Here is a 12,631-nt window from a genome sequence, read left to right on the forward strand (position 1 = left end):
ATCCCCCGGACTTCGTCCGCGCTGCCAAGATCTCGCGCGCCACACCGCACGCCGCCGTTTGTCGCGGCTTCTCGAGAGATCTTACAGCATGATACAAAAAAATCTCATGTCAGGATCATCACCACAGCATAGGCGGCAATCACCAGAAGCGTGACATTGCGCCGAAGCGCCAGATACCAATCGGGTTGGTCGCCTTTGCGGTGTATGGAAAGATCACAGGCAAGGAGCGCGAGAAACACGGCCATATGCAGCGCCATCGTCAGAGCCGGGACATAGCCGTGGAGCAGTAGCGCGCCGATGGCTGCAAGGGCCGCGACATTGCTGACGACGAGCATCAACTGTGGTTTCTCTGCCTTTATCTGTGCCTGGCTCCAGAGCGTTCCGGCCATAAAGCAGGCGATACCCGTGCCGTAGGCGACAAAGGCCTGAGCCGCGAGGGCCGGTTGGAAGCCCAGCACCTGGGCCAGCCCGAGCGCCCAGAAGGGGAGGGCGCCGGCATAGGTCAGAAGTTTGGTGAGCGCGGTGTCGCGGTACATCGGTCAGGCTCCTTGCAGACGGGCGATCAGCATTTCTGACAGGGCTCTTGCACTTTCGGCCGCCGCCTCGACGCGGTTGCCGAGGCACCAGTCGCCGCAGGCGCCGAGGCCAAGGTCATCATCGAAGAGGAAGGGTTCGCCGACTGCTTGTTCGACATTGGCGTAGCGCCAGCGGTGCAGGTCGATCCACGCCTCTGTCGACAGGTCTCGGCCGAGAAGCCGCTTGAGGGACTGGAGCATCTCGGCCTGTACCTCGCCGCGGTCGCGCTCGAGGTTGGCCTCGGCCCAATCGTTTCGGCTGTGGATGGTGAGCGCGGTCTTCTCGGATCGGCCCGGCTTGCTTGCCTCGACGGCAATCCAGCTGAGTACGGAATCTTCGATGCGCGCGGCGTCGAAGCCGAGGTCCAGCGGCACGTCGAGGCCGATCATCAGGGTGAAGCAGCCGCTCATCTCCACGGTCTTCAGGGCGGCATGGGCGGAAAAAGCCTCCGGCATGAGCCGGATGGTCTGGGGAGCGGGGGCGGTTGAGATGACAAGATCGAAACGGCCAAGATCTTTGTCTTCGTTGTCGGTCAGGACCCAGCCATCCCCGGAGGCAGCAAGGCGCGCAACGGTCGCTTCCTTGTGGATCTCAAGCTCCGCGGCCAATCCGTTGGCAAAACCGCTCATGGCGGGGAGGCCGATATAGCGCGGCTCGATCGGGCGGCTGTCTGTCACAAGTCCGTCTGCTTTCAGCGTATGAACTGCCTGTGGCCAGATGCCGGCATGACCCTGTGATACCGCCTGTTCCGCAGCCGCCTTGAAAGACGGCGAGCGGGCGGTAAAATACTGGGCGCCATGGTCGAAGGAAAACCCCTCGCGGCGGCGGTTTGCCATCCGGCCGCCAAGGCCCCGGCTCTTTTCAAACACGGTGATGTCGGCGTGAGCGGCGAGATTGCGGCCGAGCGTGATGCCGGCAATTCCGGCTCCGATTATGGCGATGGATGTCTTCACGCGGTCCCCTTCTCAAATGCTTGATGCGCTTGAGCTTTACGTTGTTCAGGCGCCAGCGGTTTTGCCGTCCTCGCTCGCTTCGAGCAGCGGCCGGATGAGCGGGTTCGGAAAACGCCGCTTCACGGTGACGGCAAAGAAGGATTCGATCATGCCGGGCAGGGCGTCGAACTCCACCAGCGTTCCGGCTTCGAGCTCGCCCTTCACGACAATCGGCGGGAGAACGGCAAGGCCCGCCCCTTCTCGCGCCAGAAGACGCATCATCGCCATGTCATCCACCTCAGCCGCAATCTGCGGCGTGATGCCGAGGCGTGCGACGAGGGCTTCGAATTGCGAGCGCACGCCGCTTTCGAGCGTCGGCAGGATGACGGGGTGCTCGGCCAGCAGGTCGGCGAGCTTCGCGCCCGGTTTGCCATAGGACGGTTTGCCGATCAGGCTGACCCGCTGCTGATAGACATGTTGGGCGATGAAGGGAGTTACGGAATCGGCCATCGGCGCCTGGTTGAGCAGGACGATGTCGAGGTTCAACGTTTCGAGCGCGCCGAGAAGCTCGCTGGTGCTGCCCGAGCGCAAGATCATGTCGACGTCGGAGCGTCCGAGGATCGGGCGCAGGAACTCCATCTGGAAGTTGCGCGACAGGGTGGCGAGCGCGCCGATGCGGATGGCGCGGCGTGTCCTTCCTGTCTCCTTCAAGGTTTCCACAAGTTCTTCGCCGGCTGAAAAGATCGTGTCGGCATGATCGAGCGCGATGCGTCCCGCTTCCGTGAGATAGAGCTGTCGACCACGACGCTCGAAGAGGGAATGGCCCAACCGCTCCTCCAGCTGCTTGATCTGGGTCGAGAGCGCGGATTGCGACAGGTTCAGCCGCTCGGCCGTGCGGGTCAGGTTGCCGTCATGGGCGACGGCGCGGAAATAGCGGAGGTGATGATAGTTCAGTTCGGACATTATTCTATTTTATAGAACGAATTTACAGAAACAATGAATTTTTCTTGCGATCACGCCGCTGATAACAGGTCCGTGAGATCGCCGCTGCCTCCTCCCAAGCAGCGGCCTAGACCGGAGACATCACGTGATCCACATGTTGCCGCTTCTTGCACCGCTGCTACTTGCCGGTGCCTCGCTCTATGCCTTTCAGGCGCCCGGCCTTCGCCCGCGTCAGGCGATCCGCATTGCCGAACTCGCGGCTCTCGGTTCGATCCTCGTCGCCGTGCTTTCCGCTGTCGTGCTGGTGCTGCAGGGGCCGGGCACGAGCCCGGCGATTGGATTTAGCTACTTTGCGCTTGCGTCACGGCTTGACCTTGTCAGCTTGGTGATGCTGCTGCTTGTATCCTTCATCGGCTGGGTGGTGCTGCGTTATGCCGGCACCTTCCTCGACGGGGAAGGGCGGCAGGGCCCGTTCACCGGCTGGATGACGGCAACACTTGGCGCCGTCCTTCTGCTCGTCCAGTCGGGCACGCTGCTGCAGCTCGTCGTCGGCTGGGTCGCCACCAGCCTGCTCCTGCATCAGCTGTTGCTCTTCTATCCTGAGCGGATCGTCGCCCAGCGCGCGGCGCGTAAGAAGTTCATCGTCTCGCGCATCGGTGATGCCGCCCTGATCGGTGCCGTCATTCTTCTCGCCATTTCCTTCGGAACCGGTGACATCGCGACCATTCTCGCCGCGGCCCGCGAGGGCGAGGGGTTGCCGCTGACAATCGCATCCGCCGCCCTGTTCGCCCTTGCTGCGCTTCTGAAGTCTGCGCAGTTCCCGACCCATGGCTGGCTAACCGAAGTGATGGAAACGCCGACCCCGGTTTCGGCTCTGCTGCATGCCGGCGTCGTCAATGCCGGCGGCTTCCTCTTGATCCGCTTTGCCGATGTCATGCTGCAGGCGCCGGTGGTGCTTGCGGTGCTGGTCATGGTCGGCGGCTTCACGGCGCTGTTCGGAAGTCTCGTGATGCTCACCCAGTCGGCGGTTAAGACCTCGCTCGCCTGGTCCACTGTCGCGCAGATGGGCTTCATGATCCTGCAATGTGGCCTGGCACTGTTCCCGATTGCGCTTCTGCACATCGTCGCCCATTCGCTCTACAAGGCACATGCCTTCCTCGCCTCCGGCTCGGCCATCGAAACGGTTGCCTCGATCAAGCGCCCCGGTCCGGTCGCGATCCCCAATGCCAAGGCCGTTGGCCGCGCCTTCCTGCTGGCATTGACGATCTATGCGGTGATCGGTCTGCTTTTCGGCTTTGCCGACAAGCCGCCGCAGGCGCTCGCGCTTGGGGCGATCCTGATCTTCGGCGTCGCTTACTTGATCGCTCAAGGGTTGGCGGATGCGGCTCCCCGGGCTCTGACCTGGCGAACCTCGCTCTACTCGATCTCGGCGGCGACGGCCTACTTCGCCCTGCAGCGCATTTCCGATAGTCTGATGCTTGGCACCTTGCCGGCGACCCCACAGCCCGGGCCGCTTGAGTGGACGCTGATGCTGCTCGCCGTCGTCACCTTCGGCGTGGTGGCGGTCGCCCAGTCGCTCTTCCCGCTCTGGGCCTATCATCCGGCGGCGGCAGGCCTCAGGGTCCATCTGGCCAACGGCCTCTATGTCAATGCCCTCTTCGATCGCCTGCTCGGTGGCTGGACGCTTCCGCGCACCACCTCCGCAACGCCTGCTTCAGTGAAGGAGTGAACCCGATGACCGAGATGACCACAGTGGACACCCTGCATGGTGAAGCACTCGTGCTGGCGGCGGATCAGGCCGTGCGGGCCATCCCGCCGGCCTGGCCGCTGACAGCGACCGTTGCCGTCAACCCCTTCCTAGGCCAGATCACCGAGACGCTCGACCAGACGGCGGCCCGGCTCGCCCGGATCGGCGGCGTCAGGCTGGCATTGCCGCGCAAGCATTATGCCGACCAGATCGCCAAGGGCGAGATCACGGATGAGGATCTGGTTGCAGCGCTCCAGTCGAGCGCGCTTTTCAACCGCATCGACCTGCCGGCGCTCAAGGCTGCCGTTGGTGAGGAGCTGCAGCCGGTTGTGGCACTCCCGACGATCGCGGAGCTTGCCGCGCGGGCCACGGGCAAGGATTGGCCGGGCCTCGTCTCCGAGCGCATCGGCACCTTTGCGGCCGGTTTCTTCGATCAGGGGCAGGCCCTTTGGGCCGCTTCCCGGCGTAACGGGCTCTATGCCGCCTGGCGCGCCTTTGCGACCCACGACCTGACGCCGGAAATCTTGGGCCTGAAAGGCTTCAGCATCCATGTCGACGAAACGCCGGAGACACCATATGCGGCGATCGAACGGGCGGCTGTCTCCCTCGGCCTTGGTGCCGAGCCCGGCACCTATTTCCATCAGCTCCTGTTGACCGTCGGGGGCTGGGCGCAATTCGCGCGCCACATCCAGTTCAAGGCCGAGGTCGAGGGCCGCACGGATACAACGGCGCTTGAACTGCTGGCGATCCGGCTCGTGTTCGAAGAGGCGCTCTATGCGCGTCACAAGACGGATATCGAGAGCGAGTGGCAGCAGGTGCGGCGCGCCCATGTCGAGCCGGTCAGCCCGGATTTCGATACCGTCATCGACGGGTTGCTGCAGGTCGCTGCCGAGCGCGCAGCACAGCGGAAGCTCGCGGCCACGCTTGCTGCACCCTCATCGATCAAGGTTGCCGAGTTGCGGCCAGTCCTGCAGGCGGCCTTCTGCATCGACGTGCGCTCGGAAGTCTTCCGCCGCGCGCTCGAAAGCGTTGATCCTGCTGTTCGCACACTCGGCTTTGCCGGCTTCTTTGGTCTGGGTGCAAGCCACAAGGGCTTTGCCTCCGACGTATCAGAGCATCGCTTGCCGGTTCTCCTGAAGCCTTCCGTCTTCAGCTGCAGCGCCGTCGATCACGATGAGGATGCCGATCAGCAGGCGCGGTTCAGCGCCCGTGCCACTCGCGCCTGGGGCCGTTTCAAGCTGGCCGCCGTTTCCTCTTTCGCCTTCGTCGAGGCGATGGGCCCCGTCTATGCCGGCAAGCTGATGCGCGACGGTCTCGGTTTCGGCAAGGGCAAGGGTCCGGATGCGGCCAAGCCGCGCTTTGCCCCGAGCCTTGATCTCGACACGCGGGCGGTGGTTGCTGAAACCGTGCTCAAGGCCATGTCGCTCACCGAAGGTTTCGGCCGCTTCGTGCTGATCTCCGGTCATGGCGCGAATGTGGTCAACAACCCCTATGCCAGCGCCCTTCACTGCGGCGCCTGTGGCGGCTATGCGGGCGACGTCAACGCGCGTCTTCTGGCCGATCTGCTGAACGACCGGGCCGTGCGCGAGAAGCTGGCGTTGAACGGGATCACCATCCCGACCGATACCGTCTTCCTCGGCGGCCTGCATGATACGACGACTGATACGGTGACGCTGTTCGAAGGCGACCTGGAGAACGACCTCGCAGCGGAGGATATCGTTCGCATCCGGCAGTGGCTTGCCCAGGCCGGCCGCCTGACGCGCGCCGAGCGGGCGCGGCGTCTGCCTCGGGCTTCAGCGGAGAGCGTCATCGAGCGCAGTCGGGATTGGTCTGAAGTCCGGCCCGAGCTCGGGCTCGCGGGCTGCCGCGCCTTCATCGCGGCACCGCGCACAAGGACGGCAGGCCGGTCGCTGGAAGGTCAGGCCTTCCTGCATGACTATGTCTGGAAGAAGGACGAGGGCTTCAAGATCCTCGAACTGATCCTGACGGCCCCCGTCGTCGTTGCGAGCTGGATCAGCCTGCAGTATTTCGGCTCGTCGGTTGCGCCGTCGCTCTTTGGTGCTGGCAACAAGCTGTTGCACAATGTCGTCGGTGGCATCGGCGTCGTCGAGGGCAATGGTGGCAATATGCGGGCTGGGCTCCCCTGGCAGTCGGTCCACGACGGGGAGAATTTCGTCCACGAGCCACTGCGTCTGACGGTTGCCGTCGAGGCGCCCAAGGAGGCGATCGCCGACATCCTTAAGCGGCATGCCCAGGTGCGCGCCCTGTTCGACAATGGCTGGCTGCATCTCTTCACGCTCGACGAGCAGGGTCAGATGGCCTGGCGCTATGCCGGCAATCTCGGTTGGACGGATGTCCGTCCGGGTGCGGCATCGGATGTCGAGCAGAAGGCTGCGAGTTGAGCTTCAAGACAGGACCGTCGGCTCCCCCGCCGGCGGTCCATATGCTCCGCGTCAGACGGCGTTCACCGCCGGCGGTCGCCATCCCTCGCCTTTTTGGGCAAGGGCGGTGCCTTTTGCGAGTAGACGCTCGGCCTCAGCCATCATCAGCGGAGCAACACCCTTGATGTCGTCGGGGCGGATGGCTTCGGTGAGGTAATAGGCAACGCTGCCATCGCGATAGATACCGTGGAAGGGGCCGAGGCCCGCGACACAGCAGACATTCTGCAACTGCCGCCGCCCGCCCTCGACAGGTCTGACTTCGAGATCTGCAAGTGCTTGAAGCGCTGACCGCCCAAGGGCCGCATGTCGGTCGATGCCGAGGCGCTCGGACTTCTGCAGGGCGTAGGCGAACATGGCCGTTGCCGAACTTTCGGGGTAGTTGTCCCTCGTATCTGGCGCATCGATCACCTGCAGCCAGCGATGATCCTTTGTCACCAGGGCGGCGAGCCGATCGTTAAGCGCTGCCAACCGCGCCGACAGGTCGCGGCGTATATCGCCCTCCGGCAGATGCTCGATCACGTCGACAAAGGCCATGGCCAGCCAGCCGATGGAACGGGCCCAATGCGCCGGCGACAGGCCGGTATTGGGATCGGCCCAGTCCTGCAGTCGCGACTCGTCGTAGCCGTGGCGATAGAGGCCGGAGGCTGTGTCGAAAGTCAGGTCGAGCGCCGTGTTGAACTGGGCGATAGCGTCGTCCATGAGGCTTTGATCACCCAATGCCAAGCCAAGCTCGACTTTGAACGGCATGGCCATATAGAGGCCATCCAGCCAGACCTGATGCGGGTAGCGCAGCTTGTGCCAATAGGGGCCGCTTGCGATGCGGGGATGATGAGTCAACTGGCGACCGAGCTGTCGTGCTGCATCCAGATAGCTGGCCTGGCCGGTCAGCCGGTGGAGGTAAAGCAGTGCATGTCCGGGTTGAATGTTGTCGATGTTGAATTCGGTGATCCTGTAGTCAGCAAGACCGCCGTCGGCATCCACCTGGGCGTCGACCAGACGGGTCAGGTGGTCGAGCCAGCGCCGGTCCCCCGTCGCTTCGTGCAGCGTGATGAGGCCACGATAGAGGCAGCCGTCCTCATAACACCAGGCACCTGCCTTGTAGGGTTCGTAGTCGCGGGCGTAGTCGTCGAAATAGGAAATTAGCATCGGTCTTCATGGGTCCGGGTGAATGGAAGCGGGTGAGAGGCGCGTCAGACGACTGAACCTCGTGTTTTCGGCAATGATGCCGGCATGGCGCAGCTCCGGCAGATGACAGGCCATCTCCGGCACGGCGGGTTTTGCATCGGCGCTATAGGCGATGCGCATACCGTCGATCGACACTGCGTCGATCGTCGATTCCGGAAGCCCGTAGAAGACGGCTGCCGCCGTTTCGGCGCCTGAAACCTCGAGATTGCGGATGTCGATCCCCTCGATCTTCGGCGTGGCGGCCGAGACGGGCAGGGCGGCGCGGGATTGGACGTAGTCGGAGCGGCCATCGGCATCGCAGAAGTAGAAGGCGTTGACGGCGATCGGGGTCGCGACATCCTCCATGCGGCAGTCATGGACGCTGATCTTGGAGACGCTACCGCCACGGCCACGCCGGGTCTTGATGCGCAGGCCCCGGTCCGTGCCGATGAAATGGCAGCGACTGATCGTGACGTTGCTGATCCCCTGGCTCATCTCGCTGCCCATGACCACGGCGCCATGGCCGCGCTGCATAAGGCAATTGCGGATCTCGACATTGCGGGTCGGCCGATCCGGGCCACCGCGCGGATCGCGCTTGCCGGCCTTGATTGCCACGCAGTCGTCGCCGACCGAAATGTCGAGGCCGATCAGGCGGATGTTCTGGCTGGATTCAGGGTTCAGCCCGTCGGTATTGGGGGAGTGCGGATGGTTGCGGATCGTCAGTCCCGCCGCGAGAACGTCCTCGCAAAGCACGGGATGGACAGTCCAGGAGGGGGAATTCTGGACGGTGATGCCGGCCATGGTCAGATCACGGCAGCCGGACAGGAAGATCGTGCGCGGGCGCCGGGCTCCGTCGCGGGTTTCCTTCGGCCAGGTCCACCAGTCGCCGCGATCGCCGCCGCCGTCTACGATACCCTTGCCGCAGATCGTCAGGTTGTCGCAATCGATGGCGTTGAGGAGGCTGGCGAAGCAAGCTTCCGCGACCCCTTCCCAGGTGCCGAGCACGCGTCCGTCCGGATGCCGGGCGGATAGAACCGGGCGTCCCTCGCGTGTGCCGATGTCCTGCAGAACCGCGCCGTCCTCGATCAGCAGCGTCATGTCACTCTTCAGGAAAAGCGGGCCTGAAGTCCAGGAGCCGGCGGGCAGCCGGAGTGTTCCACCCGCCGGCACCGCAGCGATCGCGGACTGGATCGCCGAGGTATTGTCGAGGCTGTCAGGGCTTGCGCCGTGGTCGCGGATATCGACCAGGGCCGGCTCGTCGGCTGTTCGGAAGGTCGTCCCACCGATCGCCGTCGAGAAGCGGTACTCGCTCTCCGATTCGAGACCGTCGAGGGACAGCACGACCGAGGTCGCGCTGCCGGTCTTGACCGTCGTGCCGTCTCCCAGCTGCAGCACCCAGGGCAACACCCGGTCGAGAGCGAACAGATGCGCGTCCGCCTCGATCGTGAGGGTTGCTGTCCTAGAAGTCCGGTGCAGCAGCTGGATAGGGCCGTCGGTCAAGATCGTCCTCCTCAGATGCCGGTCAGCGCGCTGTTGATGCCGTCGATGATCTCGGCGGCGGCGTCTTCGGCCGAAGCCTGGCCATAGGCGAAGGCTTCGAAGGTGCTGTCGAAGACATCTGTCACGCGCGGATGCTCGTTGAGCGGCGAGACGCCGACGCCAGCGCCTTCCAGCACGATCTTGTTGGCTTCGACCTGAACCGGCTTGATCGAGCCTGCCTTGGTCAGTTCGTCGAGCGCGATCTTGCTCGAGGGTACGCCACGGGTTGCTCCGAGGATCTTGATGGCTTCCGGATCGTTCAGCAGGCAGTTGACGATTTCGGCTGCCGCCTTCGGCTCCTTGCTGTTCTTCGAGATGGCGAAGAGCATGGAGGGCTTGCGGTAAACACCTTCGGTTGTTGCGCCTTCAACCTGAAGGAGCTTGACCGGCACGAGTTGCTGGCCGTCTTCCATCGGACCGGCGATCTTCCCGTAGGTGCTGTCCCACTGATAGGTGCCGGCGATCTTGCCGCTGGCCCAGGCCGGGTTTTCATGCAGTGGCGCATTGCCTCCGGCGGCGACGTCCTTCCAGGACTTGATGACACCCTGGTCGACCATGGTCTGGTAGAATTTCAGGCCATCGGCCAGCTCTTCTACCGTCCAGGCGACCTGGTTGGTGGCGGGATCGATCAGGTCCTTGCCGGTCTTCTGGGTGGTGCGCAGGATCACGACCAGACGGGCATCGAGGGCTGTGCCTTCGAAGGGATAGTAATCCTGGCCGAGCTTTTCCTTCATGGCCGGGGCTGCGGCGAGCAGTTCGTCCCAGGTGGTGGGGATGGCAAGGCCCGCCTTGTCATAGGTGGTCTTGTTGAACATGAAGACGCGACCGGTGGTCGAGACCGGCAGGCCGTTCAGCTTGCCGTCAACGCTGCCGCTCTTCAGATCCGCCTCTGCCCATTGGCTGAGGTCTATGACGTCCTTGAACTGGTTGAGATCGACGAAACCGTCGCCGTTCTTCGAGAAGATCGGCAGCCAGGGCCAGTTGATCTGCATGATGTCGGCTTCGGTGCGACCGGCGAGCTGGGTGGTGATCTTCTCCTGGTGGCCGGTCCAACCGGTGAATTCCGGCGAGATGGTATGGCCGAACTTGCCGCCGCAGAGCTTCAAGGCTTCCTGCGTTGCGATATGACGATCGTCGCTGCCCCACCAGGACATGCGAAGATCGGCAGCATAGGCAGTGCTCAGGCTGGTTGCCGCAAGAAGTGCGGCGGTCATGATCAAGGTTCTCATTCTGGCTCCTCCCAAGTTAGAACGATGACGGCTTCAGTCGGCGAGCGAGATGTTCTCGCCCGTCATTCGGTTGAAGATGTGCGTGGACCGGATATCCGGGCTCAGCCAGACGCGGTCGTCGCGGATGGCGGACCGGTCATATTGGCTGGAGGGCACGACGGCGATGAGACGTTCGCCGCCGATATCCACGTAGAGATAGACTTCGTGGCCCATGAACTCGACATGGCTGATGCGCCCCGACAGCGTGCCTGCCGTCTCGGGCGGCGCGATCCTCAGATGCTGCGGGCGGATACCGATGGTGACCTCGCGCGGTGCGTCCTGATGCAGCCGTTGCGCAAGGCCATCGATGATCGACAGCGTCTGGCCGGCGGTCACCAGTTCGCCGTTGCCGGAGAGTTCGGCCGCGATCAGGTTCATCTCCGGGCTGCCGATGAAGCCGGCGACGAAGGCGTTGGCCGGGCGGTTATAGAGTGTCACGGGATCGGCCACCTGCATGATGTGCCCGTCCTTCATGACGCAGATCCGGTCGCCCATGGTCATGGCCTCGGTCTGGTCGTGGGTGACGTAGATGACGGTGGCTGCCATGCCGTCGGCCTTCAGCTGCTTGTGCAGATCGGTGATGCGCACGCGCATGGAGGCGCGCAGCTTGGCGTCAAGGTTGGAGAGTGGCTCGTCGAAGAGGAAGACCTGCGGCTTCTTGATCAGCGCACGCCCGACGGCGACGCGCTGGGCCTGGCCGCCGGAGAGCTGCTTCGGCAGGCGGTCGAGCAGGGCGCCGATCTCCAGCGTGCCCGCCACCTTGTCAGTCGCCTCGTCGATTTCCGCCTGCGGGCGGCGCTTGAGGCGCATGGAGAAGGAGAGGTTTTTCTTCACCTTCATATGCGGATAGAGCGCGTAGTTCTGGAAGACCATGGAGATACCCCGATCGCCGGGGGCTCTGTCGTTGACAAGCTCTCCGCCGATGCGGATTTCGCCACCTGTGATCCGTTCGAGGCCGGCGATCATGCGCAGCGTTGTCGACTTGGCGCAGCCGGAGGGGCCGACCAGGACCATGAACTCGCCGTCTTCGACTTCGAGGTTGATGCCATGCACAGCACGGAAGGCGCCATAGTCTTTTTCGAGGTTTTTCAGTTGCAACCGGGCCATGAGCTTATCCCTTGATGCCGCCGGCGGAGATGCCGTCGATGAAGTATTTCTGGGCGAGGAAGAAGACGGTGAGAGCGGGCAGAAGCGTCAGCACCGACATCGCCAGCACCCGGTTCCATTCGAAGGCCTCTGTCGTGTCGATCGAGAGCTTCAGCGCCAGGGAAACGGGGAACTTGTCTACCGAGGATATGTAGATCAGCGGTCCCAGAAAATCGTTCATCGTCCACATGAACTGGAAGAGGCAGACCGAAATCAGGGCCGGCATCAGCAGCGGAATGACGATGAAGACCAGCACCTGCCAGGTATTGGCGCCGTCGACGCGCGCTGCTTCCTCCATGTCACGCGGAATGGCGCGCAGGAACTGCACCAGCATGAAGACGAAGAAGGCGTCGCCGGCGAAGGCGGAGGGGACCCAGAGCGGCAGATAGGTATCCAGCCAGCCTAGATCGCGGAACAGCAGGTACTGCGGAATGCGGGTGACGACATTCGGCAGGAGCAGCGTCGCGATCAGGGTTGCGAAGAGCAGCTTCTTGAACGGAAAATCGAAGCGGGCGAAGCCATAGGCGACAGCGGTGCAGGATATCGCCGTGCCGATGATCTTCGGCAGCACGATCCAGAGCGTGTTCAGGAAGAAGGTACCGAAGGTGTAGGGCGTCGAGGTCTGCCAGCCCCTGATATAGCCATCCGCCGTCGGGTTGTCCGGCCAGAAACCCGGGTTGGCGAAAATCTCCGAATTGGTCTTGAACGAAGCGCCGATCAGCCAGACCAGCGGATAGAGCATGATGAGGCCGACCAGTGTCAAAAGGGCATAACGGAACACGGTAGTCAGCTTCTGTCGGCGCAGATCGCGGCGATTGATTTTGTCGACTTCGTCGATGTCTGCGGTCACGTGGGGGAGGGCGTGGTCTGTCATGA

Annotated in this window: 10 protein-coding genes; 2 read left to right on the top strand and 8 right to left on the bottom strand. The window is 63.3% G+C overall.

Annotated elements, in window-relative coordinates:
- Window positions 1-104: 104 nt before the first annotated feature.
- The 3 genes from BSY240_RS18450 to BSY240_RS18460 are packed head-to-tail and all read right to left on the bottom strand — an operon-like array spanning window position 105 to window position 2,471.
- The gene (locus BSY240_RS18450; RefSeq protein ID WP_069043283.1) at window positions 105-536 is read right to left on the bottom strand and encodes a DUF3429 domain-containing protein; all 432 of its coding nucleotides are present in this window, start codon (window positions 534-536) and stop codon (window positions 105-107) included.
- Between the two features lie 3 nt (window positions 537-539).
- Window positions 540-1,529 carry an NAD(P)/FAD-dependent oxidoreductase gene (locus BSY240_RS18455; protein ID WP_069043284.1) on the bottom strand — a complete coding sequence of 330 codons (990 nt, stop codon included), beginning with the start codon at window positions 1,527-1,529 and terminating at the stop codon, window positions 540-542.
- Window positions 1,530-1,574: 45 nt separating this feature from the next.
- Window positions 1,575-2,471, bottom strand: coding sequence for a LysR family transcriptional regulator (locus BSY240_RS18460; protein ID WP_054147880.1), 897 nt, complete (start codon window positions 2,469-2,471; stop codon window positions 1,575-1,577).
- 133 nt (window positions 2,472-2,604) lie between these two features.
- Here BSY240_RS18460 and BSY240_RS18465 point away from each other — a divergent pair, with 133 nt between their 5' ends.
- Both BSY240_RS18465 and BSY240_RS18470 read left to right on the top strand, forming a co-directional pair.
- Entirely contained in the window at window positions 2,605-4,179 is a 1,575-nt protein-coding gene (locus BSY240_RS18465; RefSeq protein ID WP_171901622.1) for a proton-conducting transporter transmembrane domain-containing protein, read from the top strand.
- 5 nt (window positions 4,180-4,184) lie between these two features.
- On the top strand, window positions 4,185-6,599 hold the full coding sequence (locus BSY240_RS18470) for a YbcC family protein (protein WP_150127499.1): 2,415 nt from the start codon (window positions 4,185-4,187) through the stop codon (window positions 6,597-6,599).
- Window positions 6,600-6,650: 51 nt separating this feature from the next.
- Here the strand turns inward: BSY240_RS18470 and BSY240_RS18475 are convergent, their stop codons facing one another.
- Genes BSY240_RS18475 through BSY240_RS18495 form a run of 5 tightly spaced genes read right to left on the bottom strand, consistent with a single transcriptional unit; the run spans window position 6,651 to window position 12,629 of the window.
- A complete protein-coding gene (locus BSY240_RS18475) occupies window positions 6,651-7,784 on the bottom strand; it encodes a glycoside hydrolase family 88/105 protein (protein WP_069043285.1) in 1,134 nt (377 codons plus the stop codon).
- Between the two features lie 6 nt (window positions 7,785-7,790).
- On the bottom strand, window positions 7,791-9,302 hold the full coding sequence (gene pglA / locus BSY240_RS18480) for a polygalacturonase PglA (protein WP_069043286.1): 1,512 nt from the start codon (window positions 9,300-9,302) through the stop codon (window positions 7,791-7,793).
- Window positions 9,303-9,313: 11 nt separating this feature from the next.
- Window positions 9,314-10,570 (bottom strand): ABC transporter substrate-binding protein, encoded by a 1,257-nt coding sequence (locus tag BSY240_RS18485; RefSeq protein WP_069043287.1) that lies wholly within the window; start codon window positions 10,568-10,570, stop codon window positions 9,314-9,316.
- A 33-nt stretch (window positions 10,571-10,603) separates the two neighbouring features.
- Window positions 10,604-11,716, bottom strand: coding sequence for an ABC transporter ATP-binding protein (locus BSY240_RS18490; RefSeq protein WP_069043288.1), 1,113 nt, complete (start codon window positions 11,714-11,716; stop codon window positions 10,604-10,606).
- Between the two features lie 4 nt (window positions 11,717-11,720).
- Entirely contained in the window at window positions 11,721-12,629 is a 909-nt protein-coding gene (locus BSY240_RS18495; RefSeq protein WP_054147886.1) for a carbohydrate ABC transporter permease, read from the bottom strand.
- Window positions 12,630-12,631 lie beyond the last annotated feature (2 nt).

It is taken from the genome of Agrobacterium sp. RAC06, from assembly GCF_001713475.1.
Taxonomy (GTDB): Bacteria; Pseudomonadota; Alphaproteobacteria; order Rhizobiales; family Rhizobiaceae; genus Allorhizobium.